General features: G+C 51.7%; 19 protein-coding genes and 1 tRNA gene. 12 read left to right on the top strand and 8 right to left on the bottom strand.

All coding sequences use genetic code 11. The features are described from left to right. The first annotated feature begins 62 nt into the window (after positions 1 to 62). Both purL and HY394_03700 read left to right on the top strand, forming a co-directional pair. On the top strand, positions 63 to 3,050 hold the full coding sequence (purL, locus tag HY394_03705; protein MBI4053114.1) for a phosphoribosylformylglycinamidine synthase subunit PurL: 2,988 nt from the start codon (positions 63 to 65) through the stop codon (positions 3,048 to 3,050). Between the two features lie 2 nt (positions 3,051 to 3,052). Further along, positions 3,053 to 3,898, top strand: a complete 846-nt coding sequence (locus tag HY394_03700; GenBank protein MBI4053113.1) for a phosphoribosylformylglycinamidine synthase subunit PurQ — start codon at positions 3,053 to 3,055, stop codon at positions 3,896 to 3,898. Positions 3,899 to 3,904: 6 nt separating this feature from the next. Here the strand turns inward: HY394_03700 and HY394_03695 are convergent, their stop codons facing one another. After that, complete coding sequence (locus HY394_03695) at positions 3,905 to 4,159, bottom strand: hypothetical protein (GenBank protein ID MBI4053112.1); 255 nt, start codon at positions 4,157 to 4,159, stop codon at positions 3,905 to 3,907. Positions 4,160 to 4,252: 93 nt separating this feature from the next. On the opposite strand from HY394_03695, the gene HY394_03690 reads away from it, so the two are divergent. Both HY394_03690 and HY394_03685 read left to right on the top strand, forming a co-directional pair. Then, entirely contained in the window at positions 4,253 to 4,588 is a 336-nt protein-coding gene (locus HY394_03690) for a hypothetical protein (protein MBI4053111.1), read from the top strand. An 11-nt stretch (positions 4,589 to 4,599) separates the two neighbouring features. Further along, positions 4,600 to 5,298 carry a DNA alkylation repair protein gene (locus tag HY394_03685; GenBank protein MBI4053110.1) on the top strand — a complete coding sequence of 233 codons (699 nt, stop codon included), beginning with the start codon at positions 4,600 to 4,602 and terminating at the stop codon, positions 5,296 to 5,298. Between the two features lie 34 nt (positions 5,299 to 5,332). Here HY394_03685 and HY394_03680 read toward each other — a convergent pair whose 3' ends face one another. The 4 genes from HY394_03680 to HY394_03665 form a co-directional block, all read right to left on the bottom strand. Continuing rightward, positions 5,333 to 5,548, bottom strand: a complete 216-nt coding sequence (locus HY394_03680; protein MBI4053109.1) for a hypothetical protein — start codon at positions 5,546 to 5,548, stop codon at positions 5,333 to 5,335. A 314-nt stretch (positions 5,549 to 5,862) separates the two neighbouring features. Beyond that, entirely contained in the window at positions 5,863 to 6,489 is a 627-nt protein-coding gene (locus HY394_03675; GenBank protein ID MBI4053108.1) for a hypothetical protein, read from the bottom strand. A 34-nt stretch (positions 6,490 to 6,523) separates the two neighbouring features. Further along, positions 6,524 to 8,176 (bottom strand): Na/Pi cotransporter family protein, encoded by a 1,653-nt coding sequence (locus HY394_03670; protein ID MBI4053107.1) that lies wholly within the window; start codon positions 8,174 to 8,176, stop codon positions 6,524 to 6,526. 145 nt (positions 8,177 to 8,321) lie between these two features. Further along, positions 8,322 to 9,266: a tyrosine--tRNA ligase gene (locus HY394_03665; GenBank protein ID MBI4053106.1), complete on the bottom strand. Its 945-nt coding sequence runs from the start codon at positions 9,264 to 9,266 to the stop codon at positions 8,322 to 8,324. A 106-nt stretch (positions 9,267 to 9,372) separates the two neighbouring features. Between HY394_03665 and HY394_03660 the strand changes: the two genes are divergently transcribed. From HY394_03660 to asnB, 4 genes are all read left to right on the top strand, one after another. After that, the gene (locus HY394_03660; GenBank protein ID MBI4053105.1) at positions 9,373 to 9,786 is read left to right on the top strand and encodes an FAD synthase; all 414 of its coding nucleotides are present in this window, start codon (positions 9,373 to 9,375) and stop codon (positions 9,784 to 9,786) included. Positions 9,787 to 9,882: 96 nt separating this feature from the next. Further along, positions 9,883 to 10,743, top strand: coding sequence for a hypothetical protein (locus tag HY394_03655; protein ID MBI4053104.1), 861 nt, complete (start codon positions 9,883 to 9,885; stop codon positions 10,741 to 10,743). Continuing rightward, on the top strand, positions 10,740 to 11,810 hold the full coding sequence (locus tag HY394_03650) for a RimK family alpha-L-glutamate ligase (GenBank protein MBI4053103.1): 1,071 nt from the start codon (positions 10,740 to 10,742) through the stop codon (positions 11,808 to 11,810). Before HY394_03655 ends, HY394_03650 begins: the two co-directional genes overlap by 4 nt. 120 nt (positions 11,811 to 11,930) lie before the next feature. Further along, positions 11,931 to 13,760: an asparagine synthase (glutamine-hydrolyzing) gene (asnB, locus tag HY394_03645; protein MBI4053102.1), complete on the top strand. Its 1,830-nt coding sequence runs from the start codon at positions 11,931 to 11,933 to the stop codon at positions 13,758 to 13,760. Positions 13,761 to 13,786: 26 nt separating this feature from the next. On the opposite strand, the gene HY394_03640 is transcribed toward asnB, so the two are convergent. After that, on the bottom strand, positions 13,787 to 15,046 hold the full coding sequence (locus HY394_03640; GenBank protein MBI4053101.1) for an adenylosuccinate synthase: 1,260 nt from the start codon (positions 15,044 to 15,046) through the stop codon (positions 13,787 to 13,789). A 199-nt stretch (positions 15,047 to 15,245) separates the two neighbouring features. Between HY394_03640 and guaB the strand changes: the two genes are divergently transcribed. The 4 genes from guaB (at position 15,246) to HY394_03620 (ending at position 20,121) form a co-directional block, all read left to right on the top strand. After that, positions 15,246 to 16,685 (top strand): IMP dehydrogenase, encoded by a 1,440-nt coding sequence (gene guaB / locus HY394_03635; GenBank protein ID MBI4053100.1) that lies wholly within the window; start codon positions 15,246 to 15,248, stop codon positions 16,683 to 16,685. 75 nt (positions 16,686 to 16,760) lie between these two features. Next, the gene (locus HY394_03630; GenBank protein ID MBI4053099.1) at positions 16,761 to 17,723 is read left to right on the top strand and encodes a Fic family protein; all 963 of its coding nucleotides are present in this window, start codon (positions 16,761 to 16,763) and stop codon (positions 17,721 to 17,723) included. A 151-nt stretch (positions 17,724 to 17,874) separates the two neighbouring features. Further along, positions 17,875 to 19,065, top strand: a complete 1,191-nt coding sequence (locus tag HY394_03625) for a bifunctional 3,4-dihydroxy-2-butanone-4-phosphate synthase/GTP cyclohydrolase II (GenBank protein MBI4053098.1) — start codon at positions 17,875 to 17,877, stop codon at positions 19,063 to 19,065. A gap of 81 nt (positions 19,066 to 19,146) precedes the next feature. Next, the gene (locus tag HY394_03620) at positions 19,147 to 20,121 is read left to right on the top strand and encodes an alpha/beta hydrolase (protein MBI4053097.1); all 975 of its coding nucleotides are present in this window, start codon (positions 19,147 to 19,149) and stop codon (positions 20,119 to 20,121) included. A 103-nt stretch (positions 20,122 to 20,224) separates the two neighbouring features. On the opposite strand, the gene HY394_03615 is transcribed toward HY394_03620, so the two are convergent. Continuing rightward, a tRNA-Leu gene (locus HY394_03615) sits at positions 20,225 to 20,374 on the bottom strand. A gap of 112 nt (positions 20,375 to 20,486) precedes the next feature. Then, complete coding sequence (locus tag HY394_03610; GenBank protein ID MBI4053096.1) at positions 20,487 to 20,909, bottom strand: hypothetical protein; 423 nt, start codon at positions 20,907 to 20,909, stop codon at positions 20,487 to 20,489. Positions 20,910 to 21,003: the final 94 nt, after the last annotated feature.

The following is a 21,003-nucleotide window of genomic DNA, read 5'->3' as shown; positions in this document are numbered from 1 at the left end:
CGTTCGCCTAAAAAAGCTTTCCCATTCCAAATCTATTCTCTTCCGTTAAATTTGGTGCGGCAATGCTTTCTCGTGTTGAGGTCGGCTTGAAAACTGGTTTTTGCGACCCTTTGGGCGAAAGCGTGAAAAAGCGCGTTTCCTCGGACTTGGGCCTTAACGCGAAAAGCGTCAAGACGATCCGGGTTTTTACGCTTGAAGGAAACTTTTCCCAAAAAGACCTTGCATTTCTTGCGGAAAAGGTTTTCATCGACCCGGTTATTCAGGAATTTTCGGTAAACAAGCCGCTGGCAAGGAAAGGCGGCTTCGACTGGCTTGTGGAGGTTTCTTTCAGGCCGGGCGTAACGGACAACGTCGGCAGGACCGCGCGCGAGGCAGTGGGCTATGCGCTTGAAAGGGCGTTGGCCGAGGACGAGAACGTCTTTACCGGCATGCAGTACCTGCTCAAAGGCGGCCTGGATGAAAAAGACGTGAAAAAGATCGCTTCCGGCCTGCTTGCCAACGGGCTCATCGAGCGCTTTGAAATCTTTTCCGCAAAAGATTTCGATTTTGAAAAAGGCGTTTCCGCGCAATCCGCGCGCGTCATCGACAGGCACACGCCAAAAGTGGAAGAAATCGATTTGAACGTTTCCGACACCGAACTGGAAAAGATGTCCCGCGGCCGCCTGCTGGCATTGTCTTTGCATGAAATGAAATCCGTGCAGGCATATTTTTTGGACGCGGGCGTGCGCGAGAAAAGGAAAACGCACGGGCTTTCCCGCAATCCCTCCGACGTCGAGCTTGAGGCAATCGCACAGACGTGGAGCGAGCACTGCAAGCACAAGATTTTCAACGCGCAAATTTCTTATGCTGAAAAAAACGGCAAAAATGCCAAAACGCGAAAAATCGATTCGCTTTTCAAGTCTTACATCCGCGCCGCAACCGAAACTGTTTCAAAGGAAAGAAACTGGCTGGTCTCGGTCTTCCACGACAACGCGGGCGTCATCTCGTTCAACAAATCGCATGACATCGCCTTCAAGGTTGAAACGCATAACTCGCCCTCCGCTCTCGACCCGTACGGCGGCGCATTGACCGGAATTGTCGGCGTCAATCGCGACACGCTCGGCACGGGCATCGGCTTCAAGCCGATTTTCAACACCGACGTTTTTTGCTTTGCCTCGCCATTTTACGCGGGAACGCTTCCTGACAAAATGCTGCACCCGAAACGCATTTTCGAGGGCGTAAGGCGCGGAGTCGAACACGGCGGAAACAAGTCCGGAATCCCGACAGTCAACGGCTGCATTGTTTTCGACGACCGATTTCGCGGAAAGCCGTTGGTTTACTGCGGCACCGCGGGGATTGCGCCGAAAAAAATCGGAAAAAGGAATAGTGTGGAAAAAAACGCGGAACCGGGATTTTTGGCGCTGATGGTCGGCGGGCGCATTGGAAAAGACGGAATCCACGGCGCAACATTTTCATCCGAGGAACTGCACGAGGGTTCGCCGGTTACCGCGGTCCAGCTTGGCGACCCGATAACGCAGAAAAAAATGCTTGACTGCATTCTTGAGGCGCGCGACCTCGGCCTTATTGAAAGCATTACCGACAATGGCGCGGGCGGACTGAGCAGTTCCATCGGCGAGATGGCGCGCGCGACCAACGGATGTGAAATCTGGCTCGACAGGGCGCCGTTGAAATACGCGGGTTTGCAGCCGTGGGAGATACTTGTTTCCGAGTCGCAGGAAAGGATGACGGTTGCAATCATTCCGGAAAATCTTGAAAAGTTCAACGCGCTCTGCAAAAAGCATGCGGTGGAATCCACCGCCGTCGGCAAGTTCACGGACAGCGGGTTTTTTCACGCAAAGTTCAAGGACAAAACCGTTGCCTTGCTTGAAATGCATTTTTTCCACGACGGGGTCCCGCAGATGAAACTCGAGGCGGAATGGGAACCGCGCACGGCGGAAGAAAATGTTTTCGCCGAGCCGTCTGATTTGGGCGCGGAACTGAATGCATTGCTTGCAAGGCTGAACGTTTGCAGCAAGGAATTTGTTGTAAGGCAGTACGACCATGAAGTGCAGGGCTCTTCGATTGTCAAGCCGCTGGAGGGCGCGGAAAACGACGGCCCGAGCGACGCGGGAGTTGTCAAGCCGCTGTTTGATTCTTTTGAAGGGATCGTTGTTTCAAACGGCTTGTGCCCGCGCTTAAGCGACGCCGACGCCTACTGGATGGCGGCAAACGCCCTGGACGAGGCGGTGCGAAACGCGGTTGCAACCGGCGCCAACCCGGAACACATCGCGGTCCTTGACAACTTTTGCTGGCCCGACCCGGTCTTCGATTCGCAGAAAAATCCGGATGGAAAGTTCAAACTCGGCCAGCTCGTGCGCGCAAACAAGGCGTTGTATGATTTGGCGGTTGCTTATGGCACGCCGTTCATTTCCGGAAAGGACAGCATGAAAAACGATTACCGCATTGGCGGCAAAAAGATTTCAATTCCGCCGACAGTGCTTGTCTCGGCGATTGCAAAAATTGACGACGTGCGCAAAGCCGTCACGATTGACGCGAAGCGGGCCGGCGACCTTGTCTACGTGCTCGGCGAAACGAAAGCCGAGCTTGCCTGTTCGGAATATTTTGACTCGAAGGGCTTTTTCGGCGGCGAAGTGCCGAAGGTTGACGCGAAAAAGGCGCGGAAGCTTTACTCCGCCTTGGCGAAAGCGATTGAAAAAGGCCTGCTTGCAAGCTGCCACGACATCAGCGACGGCGGCCTCGCGGTATGCCTCTCGGAAACCGCGTTTGCGGGCGGTCTCGGCATTGAAGCGGATTTGCGCAAGCTCGAATTCGCGGGCGAAAGGCGCGATGATTTTGCACTGTTTTCCGAGTCGCCTTCGCGTTTTGTCGTGACTGTTGCACCGGAAAACAAGTCGGAGTTTGAAAAGGCGCTTTCCGGCAATGGCATATCTTTTGTTGGGTTGGTGTTGCGGGAAAAAAGGCTTTTGATAACCGGCTTTGAAGGCAAAGCCGTAATTGACGAAAAAATTGACGTTCTGAAAGCGTCTTGGCAGAAAACATTGAAGTGGTAAAAATGGCGGAACAAAAAAGACCGACTGCGCTTGTCCTGACGGGCTATGGCATAAACTGCGATTTTGAAACGCAGGCCGCGCTGAATGCCGCGGGCTTTCTTGCGGAGCGCGTGCACGTCAACGATATCCTCGCAAGGAAGGCGAGCCTTTCCGATTATTCGCTTCTGGCGTTTCCGGGCGGCTTTTCCTACGGCGACGACCTTGGCGCGGGAAAGGGCATGGCAAACAAGCTCGTTTTTGCCAAACTCAATTCGCATTCGTTCCGCGAAGAACTGCAAAAATTCATCGACGAAAAAAAGCTTGTTCTCGGCATTTGCAATGGTTTCCAGATGATGGTAAAACTTGGAATCGTTCCGGCGTTGGGCGGAAAATATTTTGAACAGCAGTCCACGCTTTTTGCCAACGATTCGGGAAGGTTTGAAGACCGGTGGGTCGGGCTAAATGTTAACGAAAAAAGCCCGTGCATTTTCACGCGCGGCATTGAAACTCTTGAATTGCCTGTGCGGCATGGCGAGGGCAAATTTATTCCGGCAAGCGCGGAAGTTTTGAAAGCGCTCGAAGCGGAAAACCTTGTCGCCATGCGTTACGCGGACAAAGACTTCAACATAACAAATTCTTATCCTGAAAACCCAAATGGCTCAGTGAACGCGATTGCAGGCGTCTGCGACGAAACCGGCAGGGTTTTCGGGCTGATGCCGCACCCCGAAGGGCACGTTTCTTTTTACCAGCATCCGCACTGGGCAAGGGTGAAAAACGAGCTGTTGCGGAAAGGCCTTTCCGTGCCGGAAAAAGGCGCGGGCATGAAAATTTTCGAAAACGCGTTCGCTTATTGTGCCGGAAAGTTATAGCTTTTTTTATTCAAAGAGTATTTTTTCAATTTCCGCTTTTTTCCCGACATTCAATGAAACATGCAGGCCATAGCCGGTTGGTTTTTTGACAATGATTCCTTCTTTTATCAGTTCTTCGGTTTCCTTTCTTACGTCTTTCCACAACTCTTTTGGAAAACCGTGCGGGATGTTATCGAAAGCGGTATGCTTGCCGCCCCAGATGTTGTGTCTTGCCATTTTGTAAAGGATTTTCCGGCGAATCTCGAAAGAAGAAAGTTTCATAAATTAATACTTTATAATATAGATTTTTAAACTTGTGTTTTCATTAAACTGTTATTGGCGAATAGTATAGTATTCGCTACACTGTGGTATAATATGAAAACTGAAAAATCCCTGTTTGTTGACTTCTTTGGCGACTACCCGATGATAAGGGTTCTGGATTTCCTTATCGAGAACGACATATTTGATTACGGCAAAAAGGAAATTTGCAGGAACGCAGGCGTTTCATGGAACACAATGGAAACTTTTTGGGGGCAGCTTGAAGAGAAAGGGGCAGTAAAATACACCCGTCAGGTCGGAAAAGCGAAAATGTACAAGCTTAACATTGCCAATCCTGTCGTCAAGCAGCTTATTGAACTTGACAGACTGCTTTTGAGAAAGTCCATGGACGGAATCGGCCAACCTAAAGAAAAGACCAAGGCGCTGGCCTGAGTTCGGTCAAAATGGATACTTTTGAAAAAATTCTTAAAACTCTTAGGTCGATGGCGAACCCAAAAAACGTCGAGGGCATGAAACGCTTCGGCATCAACCCGAAGGGCACGCTCGGCGTTTCGATTTATGATTTGAGGCCGTTTGCAAAAGAGCTAGGCACAGACCACAAGCTTGCCGTGGCGTTGTGGAAAACGGGCATTCATGAAGCCAGGCTTTTGGCGGGAATGGCCGGTGACCCGGGCCTTGTTTCTGAAAAGCAGTTCGAGGAATGGGTGTCTGATTTTGATTCCTGGGATGTCGTCGACCAGACGTGCAGCAACCTTTTCGACAAAACGCCTTTTGCCTGGCAAAAAGCGGTTGAGTTGTGCTCGCGCAAGGAAGAATTCGTGAAACGCACCGGCTTCGTGCTCATGGCGTGCCTTTCAGTGCATGACAAAAGCGCGAAGGACAAGGATTTTGAAAAGTTTTTCCCGCTGATTGTGCGCGAATCCGGGGACGAAAGGAATTTCGTGAAAAAAGCCGTGAACTGGGCATTGAGGCAGATCGGCAAACGGAATCTCCGCCTGAACAAAAGGGCGGTTGCCGTGGCAAGGGAAATCCAAAAGCTTGGCTCTAAACCCGGCCGCTGGATTGCGGCTGACGCATTGCGCGAACTGCAAAGCGAAAAGACCTTGAAGCGGTTGCGGGAAAGAAAAATAAAAATGGGTTGAACGGAAGCCCGGCCAGGCGCCCCGGGTTCTGTTTTCACTCTGATTCTTCAGGGACCTCTTCCTCTTCAGGCTCGTCATCGTCTTCCATTTCGACTTCCTTTGCAAGCTTTATCTTGAATTTGCCCTTCACGTGCTCGACTATGACAAGCTCCGTGTTGCACTCCGGGCAGTTGACGTAGTCGCCCTCATCGTACTCGGTTTCGTCTATCTCAAAGAGTTCCCTGCAGTCCGGGCACCTGATTTTTTTCATAGTATTTTCACTTTTTTCAGGATTATTTTGGCATCGGTTAGCCTTTTAAAAGTTTTTTTTGCTCCGCGGCGCTTAAAAGTCTTTTGTGCGGCGGTTTCGTCCGGGCGCGTTTTCGACCGCGCGTGCCGAAACTAAGGCGGTTCACGTTATGAACCGCCGAGTAAGTAGAGGTAAATTTTTCAGGGGCTTGCAAGGGGGCGGAGCCCCCTGCGTCGGGATTAAGGCGCCCCGCTTCGCGAGGCGCCGAGTAGGCTATAGCAAAGATTTCCGGGCGTGCAAGACAAATCTTGGAGAGCATATTCCGGTTCTGCCGGTCAGATGCCGAGAAGGCCGGTTATGAGGAAAAAGGCGAACAATGCGGCAATTTCGGTTGCAAGCACGGGAATCGGCCTGAATCCGAGGATTTCCTTGAAAATCCGGTAAACAATGGAAAATGCCAGTGCAAACAGTATCAGGCTTAAAACGCCGAGAACCGCCAGGACAGGGAAATTCACGGGGCTATCGGCTGAATCCAGTGCCGCGCTGAGGCTTGCGGAGAGGGTTTCAATGCCAATCTCCCTGTTGGAAAACTTTTTGACCGGGTCGACGACTGACGGGGCGAATGCAAGCGGCAGGAAAATGAACACGAGGATTGCGGCCGCGAGCGAAACAATCCAGACAAGGGACCAGGCTGACACGATTGCATTGAATTTTCCCTTGGCCTTTTCGGCCTTCAACAGGTATGCCGCGGCGTAAATTATCGCGGCGCCCAAAAACAGCCTTGCCGCTGAAAAGACCAGCTGGAAAATCTCGCTTGAAATGCTTATGCCGAATCCCTGGATTGCCTGCGCGATTATTGGAATAATCCATGCCAGGACCACGACGAACAGTGCCTGGCTTATGCTTGGCTCCTTGAACGCGTTTGCAACCGCGGTTTTCGGGCTTAAAATGTTGACGTCCATGCTGCTGACTTCCAATATTAAGCTTTTTTTGTATTTAAACATTCTGCCCGTTTTCCTGGACTGGATTTCCGCCGGTTTCATGTTCCGGGTACATTTCCGAGAGTTTTCTCAGCTCCCTCGTTTTGGTGCTTATCGCCTCTATGAGCGACAATGCTTCGAGGAGCATGCTGTCCGCATGCTCGTTTCCGGATGACAGCCTTTTGAGATGCAAGCCGTATTCGCGCGAAACCTTTTCCCAGAACGCCTTGTCGGCATCCTTGATAGATTTCACTGACGACTCGCTGATTCTCGGCAGGGTCCTTCCGAGTTCCGCCAAGTCCTTTTTGAGCAGGCCGTAAATTTCGCGGATTCCGTTTGCCTGCCCTTCCGGCAGGGGCTGGCCTTTTTCCGCCACCGCAACCGCAAGCAGTGAGATGTTCACGCCGTTGTCGCCGATGCGCTCTATTTCGTTCGACATCCTGACAAGCAGCACGGTCTGCAAGGCCTCCTTTTCGGAAAGCTGCCTTGTCGAAAGCTCGTGGATTGCGGCCTCGATTTTTTCATTCAGGAAATCGCCGAATTCCCCGAGTTTTTCAACGCGGTTCCTGTTTTCAAGGGAAGCGGAGCCGAGCATTTCGATTGAGTTGTCAAGCAGTTCCGCCGTGATTCCGACCGCGTGCCTCAGCTCATTTTCAATTGCGTTGAACGCCCCGGCATTGCTTTCAGGCGGCTTTTCCATTATGAATTTTGTCCTGAAAACGATTTCCTTTTCATCGCCCTTGACAAGCCATTCGATGAAGGACTTGAAATGGCCGATTGCCAGCAGGAACGCGATTGCGGTTGAAAGGTTCACTATGACATGCGCGTTTGCAACCTGCTGGCCGGTGCTGCCGCCCAATGCGGTGACAGCGCCGGCAAAAAACGGCAACAAGGCGAGGAAGGCTATGACTCCCGTGGCATTGAAAACGAAATGTGACGCCGCGGCTCTTTTGGCGAAAACGCTCATCCGGGAGGAAGCAAAAAGCGCGGTTGCGGTCGTGCCGATGTTTGCGCCAAGGATTATGGGAATGGACTGTTCAAGCGATAGAAAGCCGCTTTGCGCGAGGACAACTACAACGCCGCTTGTTACCGCGCTTGACTGGAACAGGATAGTGAAGGCAATGCCCGCCAGGAGGGCAACCGGCAGGCTGAGGTTGTTTTTCAGAAGCGAAATGATTGCCGGGTCATCCCGGAACGGCGCGAGAGTTGCAGTCACAAGCGTAAGGGAAAAGAACACCAGGCCGAAATAGAAAACCGGTTTGCCCAAAAACCTGTATTTTTTGCCGAAAACGTCAATCAAAAAACCGAGAATGATGAAAACCGGTCCGAACGAGGCGAGATTGTTTGCCAACAGCTGGCCGGTGAAAGTCGTCCCGACGTTGGCGCCGATTATTATACCGAGGCTCTGCGCAAACGAAATCGTTCCCGCGTTGACCAGGCTGACCGAAATGACTGTTATCGCGGTGCTCGACTGCGTGATGGCTGTTGCGACTGCGCCCAGCAAGGCGCCTTTCCACGGGCTTTTTGTCAGCCTTCCGAGCAGTGACCTGAACCTTTCCCCGGCTATGCGCCTGATGCGTTCGCTGAAATGCTCTATGCCGTAAACAAACAGTATGAGCGCCGAGAGCAAGGCAAAGAAAATATCCCACGAAACCGCGGCTGAAGCCATCGTAAATGATAATGCGCGCGCGCTTTAATTAGGTTGCGGTGGGATTTTTTAGGCGGAACGCGATTTGGAAAAATAAGGCTTTTTCATTCACAAAGCCATGTTTTTTTTTGGCGGATGCCGGCATTTTGAAAACGCTTGGCCTGCGTTATTTCAGGATTTTTGCCAGCGCAATTGCAATCGCGGGCTTCAAATCAGCGGGATGCAGGGTTTTTTCCGCGAACGCCTTTTCCAGCCCCGCATAATCCGCGAAGGAAGCGTTTCCGCCGAATTTTTCCGGCCTCTCGATTTTGATTTCCCTGATGCGCGGAAAGACAACGAGCCTGGCGATTTCAAGAACCGGGTTGTTTTCCACCACGCCCTCCGGACAGTAGGCTTTTTTGAGTTTTGCCGAAATTTCCTGCTCCGAATCGCGCATTGAAATCAGGGAATTCGGAACCGATGAGGACATTTTCTGTCCGGGGCCGAGCAGGCTGTTCACGAGCGGCGTGTGCACGAATGAAACGGTTTTGCAGCCGATTGTTTGGAGGTTTTCCCTCGCCAGCATGTGGATTTTTCTCTGCTCTATTCCGGACTGGGCCACATCAACCTTCAAGTATTTCATGTCCGCTATCTGCATGAGTGGATAGATCATCTGCGAAACGCTCGCGTTCTCCAAATCGCGCGCAACCTCCTGCATGGCGCGCGTCGCCCTGTTGAGCGTGGTGTGCTGTGCCAGAACCAGGACGTCTTTCACGTAATCCTTTTCCTGCTGGAAACCTGAACCCAGAACAAATTCCGCTTTTTCGAGGCCGGATTTTTTGAAGGTTTTTTCCCACAGCTTGCAGTTTTCCTTTATGAACTGCCAGTCGCCCTTTTTGTTGAGCCAGGCATGCCAGTCCGCCAGAAGCACCTTGACCTTGAAGCCGGCCTTCTGCAAATCCAGCAGCTTGGTGATCGTGACAAGGTGTCCGAGATGCACTTCCCCCGAAGGCTCGTAACCGCAGTAAGCGAGCGGCGACTTCTTTTCCGACAGCAGTTTTTCAATCTCGGCTTCAGTGACTACTTCCGCAGTGTTCCTTTTGACGAGTTCCAGTTTTTCCTGCAGTTCCATTCTTGCGCCTTCCAAGACTATGAATGAATTAACACTTAATAAAAACTTTGTTTTCCAAGCTTTTCTGGCTGTGGCCGGTGATAGCATGGCAAAACCCTTGACTGTGATGGCTTTCGGCACTTTTGACATACTCCATCCCGGGCACCTGCATTGCCTAGCCGAAGCCAAATCGCTTGGCGGCGAAAATGCCTTGCTTGTGGTTGTCGTGGGCAGGGACTCCACTGTCGCGCGGCTGAAGGGCGGCAAGCCGGTCAACGACGAAAACAGCAGGCTTGAAGTAATTCGCGCCCTGCGCGTCGTTGACGAGGCCGTGCTCGGCAATGAAGGCGACATCTACGAAATCGTCAGGCAGAGAAAGCCTGATGTTGTTGCCCTCGGCTACGACCAGCTTGCGGACGAAAAAAGGCTTTCATCGCTTTTTTCCGGCAGAATCGTGCGCCTGAAACCTTTCAACGAGCACATCCACAAGGCCGGCAGGATAAAGGAACGGTTAGCCAAAAAATTTCACGGCAACGCCTGAAGAACGCTTGCCCGTAATGTTAGTGGCAATGCCGGCCTCAAAAGCCTTAAAAACCGTTCAATGGTTGAATAGGCTTGGAATTTTTTTGGTGCGGAAATGAAAGCGCTTATCCTTTCGACCGAAAAGACTGCGGCCATGCCGCGGCTCAAGAAGGCTTTTGTTGCAGCCGGCTTCGAGTCAGCGAAGGTTGCATCGCTGTCAGATTTTTCGATTTTTTCGGGCAATGGCAGGAAAACCCTTTTGTCGGGGCCGGTGAACATCGACGATTTTTCCGCGGTTTTTTTGAACGCAAAGCTCAAGCTCGCGCCGTTCGTCGAGCCTCTGCTTGACGAGATTTCGCGCAAAAGGCTTTTTTCGCAGGTCGTGCCCGGCGCGTATTACCTGAATTCCAATGAACTGTTCCAGCTGGTCGTGCTTGACAAGGCGAAAGTTCCACTGCCAAAAACGGTTTTCGGCGCGGCAAAGGCGGATCTGAGCCATACCGGCAGGAGGCTTTCTTTTCCGGCGATTTTCGAGGCTTACAGCGGCCAGAAAAAAACGCAGAGCCTTGTCATCGAAACCAAGAAGGAGCTGGACAAGCAGATGACAAGCTTTTCCGCGGATTCGGGCATTGATGCCGCAGTCCTGATGGATTTTTTGTTCACGCCAGTCAACCATTGCGTTGTCATAGGCAAAAAGGTTTTCTGCGTCCAGCGCAAGTGGAAAAACGGCAAACTCGAATTGCCGCGCAGGGGAAAGCCTCTCGACCTGCCGGAACGCGAGCGCAAGATTGCTATCCGGGCGGCAAAGGCGTGCGGCTGCAAGGTTGCGACAGTCAAGATTTCCAACGGCCTTGTAACAAGGGTTTCCCCCGAAGTAAAGTTTTTGGCGTTATCCGACACCCTTGGCGTCGACCTGTTTGCCGAGTGCGCGGAATTCTTTTTCAAGAACGCCTCGGAAAAAAGGGTGGGCGAATGATTTCCAAAAAAGCCGGCATCGCAAAAGGCAAGGCGCGCATTGGCCCAAAAGCCGGCGGCAAGAAAAAGGGCCGAAAGGCAGCCGGCGGCAGAGTGCAGGGCGTGATTAGGAAAAGCGTCAAGCATGGCAATGGCAAACCGGATTTGCAGGCGGGAAACCGCAGGCCCAGCCTACTCATAATCGGCTCAAGGTACCACGTCAAGCGCACTGTGCGCGACCTCAGGGAAGAAGCCAAAAGGATTTTCGGGGAAGTGCTGTTCGTGCCGGTCACGAAAATCAGGGTTTCCCTCAACAACGGCAAGGTCGAAATGCGGTTCAGGGGCCGTGACCTCTTCTCGTTTGACGCGTGCTATCCGAGGCTGAGCTCCACGGACTTCGTGCTGGCGGAAGCCATACTGCGGCTTGTCGAGGACTCCGGAATGTATTCGCCGGTTTCAGTGCGCGGCTTCCTGATTTCAAACCACAAGTATTACACTATAAAGGAATTGTGCGACGCCGGCATTCCGGTTGTCGGCAGCGGCCTGTTCATTTCGCCTGAAACCGCGAAGAAAAAGGTTTCGGATTTTCCGGTTGTGGTGAAAAAGATTTCCGGTTTTGCCGGCAAAGGCGTTGTGCTCGTGAACGATTCCACGCAGTTCGGTTCGATTCTTGACACGATGCACATGCTTGACGAGTTTTTGTCGACGCAGGAGTTTGTGCCCGACAGGAACACGGACATAAGATGCTATGTTTTCGGGGAAAAGGTTCTGGCGGTGCGCAGGACCGGCAGGCAGGGCGAGTGGAGGGCGAACGTTTCAAGGGGCGGCAAGGCAACCCTGATCGAGGCGACGGATGAAATGAAATTGATTGCGCTGAGGTCCGCGAAGGTGATGCGCATGGAAATCTGCGCGGTTGACCTGATTGAAACCCCGGACGGCCTGAAGGTAATAGAAGTCAATTTCATGCCGGGGCCGTTCTCCGCGTTTTTGGGGCCGCTCGTGCCGAGGGAAATGGTTGAGTTCATCTACAAGAAGGTTGTTGGAACCGGCCCTTCTTCCGGCGGAACATCCGGGGCATTGCCCGGATAACCTGTTTCAAGTCTTTCAAACCGTTTCAAACAAGCCGTATTTTTATTGTTTTGGCTTATTTTTGCATTGGCGGGTTCGGGTTTTTTCGCAACCGCCCTGCAACTAACCTGAAGTGGGATAATGTGCGGCATAAACGGCTTCAGCTGGGAAGACAAGGCCCTTGTAAAAAAAATGAATGATGCCATTGCGCATCGCGGCCCGGACGGTGAAGGCATTTTTGTCGACAGGGTTTCGCTTGGCCACAGGCGCCTCAAAATAATCGACCTGTCCGACAAGGCAAAACAGCCGATGGCAAACGAGGACAACAGCATCTGGATCGTATTCAACGGCGAAATCTACAATTACCGGGAATTGAGAAAAGAGCTTGAGGCGAAAGGCCATGGGTTCAAATCCGATTCCGACACGGAAGTGATACTGCACGCTTACGAGGAATTCGGGCACGATTGCCTTGGAAAGTTCAGGGGCATGTGGGCATTCGCAATCTATGATTCGGCTAAAAGGCAGTTTTTTCTCGCAAGGGACTATTTCGGGATAAAACCGCTTTACTATTACTGGGACGGCGAAAAGTTCATTTTCAGCAGCGAAATCAAGGGCATTTTGCGGCATGGCGTTGAAAGGAAAATAAACCGGTCCGCCCTGGAGCTTTACCTGCATCAGGCCTGCCCGCATGAAACCGGCACGGTTTTTGAGAACGTTTTCAAGGTGCCGCCGTCGCATTCCCTTGTTCTGGACATCGCAGGCAAAACGCTGTCCTTAAAGCGTTTTTACGACATCGGCGCCTTTGCGGAAAAAAGCTTTTCAAAAAAAGAACTCCTGTCAAAAGGAAGAATCCTGCTCGACAAGGCGTGTTCGCTGTCGGAGGTTGCAGATGTCGAAGTCGGGGTTTTTTTGAGCGGCGGCCTGGACTCCTCTGCAGTGCTTTCGACAATGAAAAAGCTGAATCCCGATGCGGGCATAAAGTCTTTTTCGATTTATTTTGAAGACAACGCACTGGACGAATCGGAATACATTGAAGCGGCGGCAGGGCATTTCGGCACCGACCATCATTCGCGCTACCTTTCAGAGAACGACTTTGTTGAGGCGTTCGGGAAAATCTACCATTACTGCGACGAGCCCCTGACGAACGGCTCGCTTGTCCCGCTGTTCCTTTTATCCGAAACCGCAAAGGAAAAGGTGAGCGTCTGCCTTGCAGGGGAAGGGGGCGACGAGTTTTTCGGAGCCTATCCGCGGCACCACAAGTTCTACCGCATGGACTATTTCATGCGGCACAGGCTTTTCAGCAAAGCAGCCCTGTCCGCGTTCAACGCGCTTTCACTGCCGTTCGGAAAAAATTTTTGCCATTCCTTGCGCTCGGAACTCAAAGCGTCAATGCTGCCGGCTGACTGGATCCAGGCCGCGGTTTCCCGGCAAAGAAGGCCGGACGGCTTTGTTTCAGGGCAAAGGCTGGCGGAACTTGAAAAAATGCATTCCGGTTTCATGGAATCAAACGGTTTCCTCGACTCTATCAGGCTTGTCGACATCAGCTCGAACTTTGTGACGCGCTACCTTGCGTCATCCGACAGGATGAGCATGGCGCACGGCCTTGAACTGCGGCCATCATTGCTTGACAGGGAATTGTTTGAATTTTCAAAGTCAATTCCGAATGACTGGAAGTTTTCATTCATCCGCGGCAACAAGCCGTTTTTCAGGGAAATGCTTTCGGACAGGCTGCCTGAAAAAACAGTCAAGCGCAGGGCAAAAACCGGCTTAGGCAGCCCGGTTGACAAGTATCTGTCAGGAAGCCTGAAAGGCGTTTTCGAGGACAAGATTTTAAGCCTCAAAAGGTCCGGGCTCGTGGAAAAAGGCCTTGCGGAAGACGCGCTTGACTGCCTGCGGAAAGGCACGAATTTTTCAAGGGCATTCGCATTTGCCGCGCTTGAAGACTGGCGTGAAAAATGGCTGCCCGGATGAAAAATCGAAAAGCAGTTTCCGGCCGCCTATTTTTTCATTATTGTCTGGCTTCTTTTCGGGCCGGTTGAAACAATGCTGACTGGAACGCCAAGCTCTTTTTCAACGAATTTAACGTATTCCTGCGCGTGCCTGTCAAGAGCGGAAAACTTTTTTTCCGAGCCGGTTATTGAAAAGCCATTCAATGTTTTGTAAATGGGCACGCATTTTTCCGCGTCTGACATTTTTGCCGGAAACTCCCCGGTTTTTTTGCCGTTGCAGTCGTAGGCAACGCACACTTCAAGCGATTCGACGCCGCTTAAAACGTCAAGCTTTGTCAGGGCTATTTCAGTCACGCCATTCAGCCTTGCAGCAGTCCTAAGCAAAACCATGTCAAGCCAGCCCACTCTTCTCGGCCTTCCTGTTGTAGTGCCGAACTCGTTTCCCGCAGTCCTCAGCCTGTCGCCAAGGCCGTCCAAAAGCTCGGTTGCAAACGGCCCGGCGCCGACGCGCGTGGTGTAGGCTTTTGCGACGCCGACGACTTTTTCCGTCTTCGCGGCAGGAAAGCCTATGCCCGCGCCTGCGCCCGGCGCAATCGGAATCGATGATGTCACGAATGGGTATGTGCCGAAATTGATGTCCAAAAAAGTGCCCTGCGCGCCCTCAAGCAGAATGCTTTTTTTTGCCTTCAATGCCTGTGCGATTTCAAGCGAGGCATCGGCTTCGAATTCCCTGAGCTTTTCCCCGTAAGCCGAATATTCCTGCACGATTTCGCCGAGGGAATGCGGAAACTCCACGCCATAAACATGTTTCAGGATTTTTTCCTTGATTGGCAGGACCTGCCTGAGCTTTTCCTCAAGCCGTTCATTGTCCAACAGGTCCTCGAACCTGATGCCTGTTCTTTCCGCCTTGTCGGCATAGCATGGGCCTATGCCCCTGCCCGTCGTGCCGATCTGGTTTTCGCCTTTTTTCGCCTCGGAATTCGCGTCAAGGTACTTGTGATACGGCATTATGATGTGCGCCCTCGGGTCGATGCCGAGATTCGGCTTTTTTCCAAGCGCCGAGATTTCATCCAGCAGAACCTGGGGGTCGATCACCACGCCCGCGCCCAGAAGAGAGCGCTTGCCCCTGACAACGCCGGAGGGAAGCAAATGCAATTTGTAGGTTTTGCCTTCCACCACAACTGTGTGCCCGGCATTGTTGCCGCCGCCGTACCTGAAAACAAAATCGGATTTTTCTGCCAAATAGTCTGTTATCTTGCCCTTGCCTTCATCGCCGAACTGCATTCCAATGACGGCAGTGCAAGGCATAGGAAAAAACCCAACTAATAAAACGCGGTAAAACTTAAAAAGGGAATCTGGCTAACCGCGCTTGGCGTTTTATGTTGCAGGGCGTATACTGGAAAAGATTGCGTTTTTGTCTGCCGCCGGCCTTTTTCCGGCATCTTTCCGACGCACCCCTTTTTAAAGCTTGCCGCCCTACTTTTAAAATAAAGGAGCAGGGTTTTCGGTGGAAAAAACTGGCCTGACTTTTGACGACATACTGCTTTTACCCGGCCCTTCGAGCGTCCTGCCAAGCGAAGTTTCCTTAAAGACAAGGCTTACAAAAAAGCTTGAGCTTAACATTCCCCTGATCAGCGCGGCAATGGACACCGTAACCGAATACAGGACCGCGATTGCAATGGCCCAGCACGGCGGCATCGGCATAATCCACAAGAACTTTTCCCCGGAAGAGCAGGCCGAACAGGTGAAGCGCGTGAAAAGCGCGGAATACTGGATAATAAAGGAGCCGCTCACGATTCCGCCGGAAATGCCGGTAAGCGAGATAATCGAAATTTACGAAACAAAAAACATTTCCAGCTTTCCCGTGGTGGAAAACGGAACGCTTGTGGGCATCGTCACCACGAGGGATTTGCTGTTCGAGGAAAACTCGAAGGGCAGGGCAAAGGACATAATGTCGAAAGACCTGGTGACGGTCGACAGGGTTGTCGACATGGACGAAGCGAGAAAGCTGATGCACGGCCACAGGATTGAAAAACTGCCGATTGTCGGAAAGGACGGGCAGCTTCAGGGCCTCATAACCCTGACGGACATCCAGAACAGGCAGAGGTATCCCGCCGCATTGAGGGACAAACGCGGAAGGCTAATGGTGGGCGCTGCAATCGGGCCCAGGGATTTTGAAAGGGCAAAGAAACTGGTTGAAGCCGAAGTCGACGTCATTGTGCTTGACACAGCGCACGGCCACTCGAAAATGGTTGTCAATGCTGTCGCCAAAATAAAAAAGGAGTTTGAAGTCCAGCTCATTGCCGGAAACATCGGCACGGCGGATGCGGCCAAGGACCTTATCGCGGCAGGCGCCGACGCCATCAAGGTCGGCGTCGGTCCGGGTGCAATCTGCACTACACGGATTGTTTCAGGCGTCGGGGTTCCGCAGTTCACTGCAATCCTCGAATGCGCAAAGGCCGCTGATAGGAAGGGCATTCCGGTCATTGCGGACGGCGGCATAAAATATTCGGGCGACATCACAAAGGCCCTGGCCGCGGGCGCAAGCTCCGTCATGGCCGGAAGCCTTCTGGCTGGATGCGACGAATCGCCGGGCAGGATTGTTTATTTGAACAACCGCAAGTTCAAGCAGTATAGGGGAATGGGCAGCTTGGGCGCAATGGAAAAAGGTTCCGGTGACCGATACTTCCATTTGGGCAAGCCGAAGCAGGGCAAGCTCGTGCCGGAAGGCATTGAAGGCATAGTGCCGTACAGGGGCATGCTGTCGGAAGTCGTCTTCCAGCTGATGGGCGGATTGAGAAGCGGCATGGGCTTCATCGGCGCCAAAAACATCGACGAACTGCGCAAAAAAACGAAATGGATCAAGATAACCGAGGCAAGCCTGCGCGAATCCCATCCCCATGACATTACCATAACCGAGGAAGCCCCGAATTATCCGGGCATCTGAAAGGGCCTTGGCAGAGCAGATTTAACCTTACGTTTTTGCTTATATTTAAAAAGTGTAAGGTTAAACTCTTTCTTTATGGTTTACATTTCCAGGAAAAAGATTTCCGGCGGGACATACTGTTATCTGGTCAAATCCGTGCGTTTGCCGGATGGCACTGTAACGACAATCCAAAAGCTCATAGGCAATGACAACAGGCCACTGAAGGAACTCGAGCGTGAGCATGCAGACTATTTCCTGCAGAAAGAAAAAAGTCTTGCGGCAAGTTTTGCCGTCAAAGCATTTGGCACGGATTCTGTCTTCCCGGAACTACAGGTCAGAAGGGTTGAAGCCATACGGGTTGATTACAAGCGCCTGATAAATGGGTTTTCAAAGGAGCAGTTGAGGGACGTTTTTGATAGGTTTACGGCAAACTTCACTTATGAGTCAAACGCAATCGAGGGAAGCTCTCTCACACTGAAGGATGTTGCGATAGTGATGTTTGAGAACAGGTCGGTTGAAAACAAGGACCTGAGGGAAATATATGAAACAAGAAACTCAAGGAAAGTTGTTGAGAAAATCCTATCAAAGAAATTCAAGGTCCGCGAAAAGGACATAGTCAGCATGCACAAACTGCTGATGGAAAACATTGACCCGCGGCTTGGCTATAAGCAGTTTCCGAATGAAATAGTCGGCTCAAGGGTGAAACTCACTCCGCCAGAAAAAGTCAAAGAAGAGATGGGTCTGCTGATTGAATGGTATGGCAAGGCAATAACCAAGACCCACCCGTTGAAAATGGCGGCCTTGTTTCATGGCAAATTCGAGCGAATACACCCGTTTGCTGACGGGAACGGGCGGGTTGGGCGTTTCATCATAAACACGATTTTGGTTAACAACGGTTATCCTCCGCTCATTATCAGAAAAACCCAGCGGCTTTCATATATAAACTGTCTTGAAGATTTCCAGAACGGTTACTCCGAAAACCTGGAACGCTTTTTTCTGGAGAAATACAAAAAAACCTTTGACAGGTTTTTTGCCGTTTACGCAAAATACCTGAAATAGCCGGCAATTTTTATTTTTGACCAGTGGATTGCATGGGTTGATTTTGCTTCCGTCCGCTTAATGCAGCCAGATACATTTTATGTGCCCAGCGTGTTCTTTAAAAGCTTTTTTCCAGTTCTTCTCTTAAAGCAAGCGTTTTTTTGGTGGAAAAATGTTTTGTTCTGTCGAGCAGGCGATCCGCGACCTGAAATCCGGAAAATTCGTCATAGTCGTTGACGACGAGGCCAGGGAAAACGAAGGCGACCTTGTCCTTGCAGGCGAAAAGGTCAGCGCGGACAGGATAAATTTCATGATTTCCCACGGAAAGGGACTGGTATGCATTCCCGTTTCCGGAGCCCTCGCCAAAAAGTTTGACCTGCACGCCGTGCCCAAAAACTCGGATAAAATGAAAACCAATTTCACTGAATCCGTTGACGCGGCCTATGGCATCACGACAGGCATTTCCGCGCATGACCGCGCGGAAACAGTGCGCGTTTTCGTGAACGGCAACGCTTCCAGCCGGGACCTGACAAAGCCGGGGCACATGTTTCCGCTGATTGCGAAACAAGGCGGGGTTTTGCAGAGGGCCGGCCACACCGAAGCCGCAACCGATTTGATGCGGCTTGCAAAGCTGGGCGAGGCCGCGGTCATCTGCGAAATAATCCGCCCGGATGGGGAAATGGCAAGGCTGCCGGACCTTGAAAAGTTCGCGGCCAAGCATGGCATAAAAATCATGATGCTGAAAGACCTCATCCAGTTCAGGCTCAAACGCGAATCGCTTGTCGAAAAAGTCGATTCGGCCAACCTGCCGACGCGCTTCGGAAATTTCAGGATAACCGGTTTCACTGCGAGTGCGGTCGGCGAGGAATTCATTGCCCTGGTGAAAGGCGACGTGAGGGGCAAAAAAAACGTCCTGGTGAGAGTGCATTCCGGCTGCCTGACGGGCGACGTTTTCGGGAGCAGCAGGTGTGACTGCAGGGAACAGCTTGAGAATGCCATGCGGCTTGTCGAAAAAGAAGGCAAGGGGGTCATACTTTACATTCCGCGGCACGAAGGCAGGGGCATTGGTTTAATGAACAAGATCCGGGCATACCATTTGCAGGACAACGGCCTTGACACCATTGAAGCGAACAAGGCCCTTGGCTTTCCGATGGATTTGCGCGAATACGGTTTGGGCGCGCAGGTGCTGGCAAAGCTCGGCCTTTCAACAATCCGGCTCATGACAAACAATCCGAAAAAAATGGTTGCGCTTGAAGGCTACGGCCTGAAAGTGACGGAAAGGGTTCCCCTGACGACCAAGCCAACGCAGTTCAACGAAAAATACCTGGAAACAAAGGAAAAAAAAATGGGGCATATGCTTTAAAAGCAGAAAACGCTTTTCCATTATCTGGGATTTGCGTTTTGTTTTTGGCGGTGGTTGGAAATGAAAAATGCTTTTTTTGCCATGGCAATGTTGTTTGTCATGCTTGCGCTTGCCGCAGGCTGCGTTTCACAGCAGCAGGAAAAACCGCAGGCCAATGAGCCTGCGCCAGGCATCGGCGCGGCAGAAAACACCGGAGGCAATGCACAGCAGCCGGGCACGGAAATTTCCGGCGAAGCCGGCAGCCAAACAGATGACGCTGATGCGGCAGTCGGAACCGGCAGCCAGGACAACACGCAAACAAACGACGTGAATTCTGAAGTCTCCGGTGACGGCACGTCTGGCGATTCCGGAAACGCCCAGCAAACCGAAACTCCCGCCGTTCAGCCTGAAAAGGTTTCGTTCAGGACATTCGACAACGTGACAATAGTTGGAGACTTTTATTTTTCCGGCGCCGGCGCCAAAACCGTTCTGCTGCTTCACGAACTCGGAAACGACAGGCACGTCTGGGACAATTTCATTCCAAAGCTTCTGGATGCCGGCTATAATGTCCTGGCAATTGATTTCAGGGGCCATGGCGAAAGCAAAATCCAGAACGGTTCCATAATAACCTACAAGGCCTTCCTTGACGATGACTGGCAATTGCTGACGCAGGACCAGAAGTCTGCGAGAGACTTCCTTTTCGGCACAAAGGACAAGCTTTCAAACAACGGCATAATCGTTGCCGGCGCAAGCATCGGCGCTAATGCAGGCATCAACTTCGCGAGAAGCAACCCAGAAGTCGAAAAAGTCGTCCTATTGTCCGCGGGAGAAAGTTACCATGGCCTGACTGTCAGCGGCGGCATGGTGAGTTCCATGAACAGCCAGAAAGGCATGACGAAAGTCCTGCTTGTTTCAAGCGCCGACGACAAGTATTCCTACGATTCAAGCCAGAAGATTGCGGCAGGCGCGCCGAAAAACACCGAACTCATAAACCTTGAAAAAGCCGGCCACGGAACGCAGATGCTGGCAAACGATTCCGGCCTGGCGGACAAAATAATCGCGTGGATGAAAAAGTAGTCCGGGCTAGCAAGAATGCAGCCATTTTTTTACTCTCAAAAGCAGATGGGTATTGAGCAAAAGCGAAATACCCGTCGTCGAACCAGCCGGACGAAACCGGCTTTGCAGGGGGGAGGATTCGAACCCCCGAAGGCACTAAGCCACCAGATTGCTCAAACCTTTTTTTGCCTTTCTTTTTTGGCAAAGCTTTTTTCTTTTCCAAAGAAAAAAGGTTTCTTGAGTCTGGCGCGTTTAACCACTTCGCTACCCCTGCATGCAAGCAAAGAACAATTTTGGGGGAGACAATTTAAATAAATTTGGCTTTTGGTGAATGCTTTCAGCCGGTTTTTTCCGGGCCGTGCCATGGCCTTGGCGTTTTTGCGTTTTCACCAGAATTTGAGTATGTCGCCCGAATACAGCGGCATCGGCTCTTCGAACTGGATCGTTCCCTTGTCCCATCTTGTAAGATGCTTTTTTCCCTTGAAGAACCCGGCTTTCACGTCTTTCAGCTTTAAGTTTCTGCTGCCGCGCCTGAGAACCGATTTTTTGCTTATTTTTCCGGAAAGGCATGTGCCCATTACAAAAAACGCTTTCGGGGTGCGGTAGAACGATTCGACTTCAAAGCGCGCGATGTCGTCGAAGAATTCGGGCTTTTTCTTTTTCTCCTCTGCGCGCTTCTCCGATGCGATTGCGACAAGCTCTCTTGCCTCGGCTTTCGCCTGCTCGGCAAGCCGCTTTTTCGCGTGCTCCGGAACGCATATGTCTTTCGGCTTTCTGCCCTTGAGTTCGAGAACGTCAAGCAGTCCCAAAAAAACCCCTCTACATAAAACGGCTTTTCTGGTTAAAAAAGGTGTTGCCGGGAAAAAAGCGCGGGCATGCGTTTTTGGGCTCGGGAATAAAAAT

It is taken from the genome of Candidatus Diapherotrites archaeon (assembly GCA_016205145.1).
Taxonomy (GTDB): domain Archaea; phylum Iainarchaeota; class Iainarchaeia; order Iainarchaeales; family JACQJH01; genus JACQJH01.
Note: the sequence above shows the minus strand (reverse complement) of the source record. Positions and strands in the feature narration are given on the sequence as shown.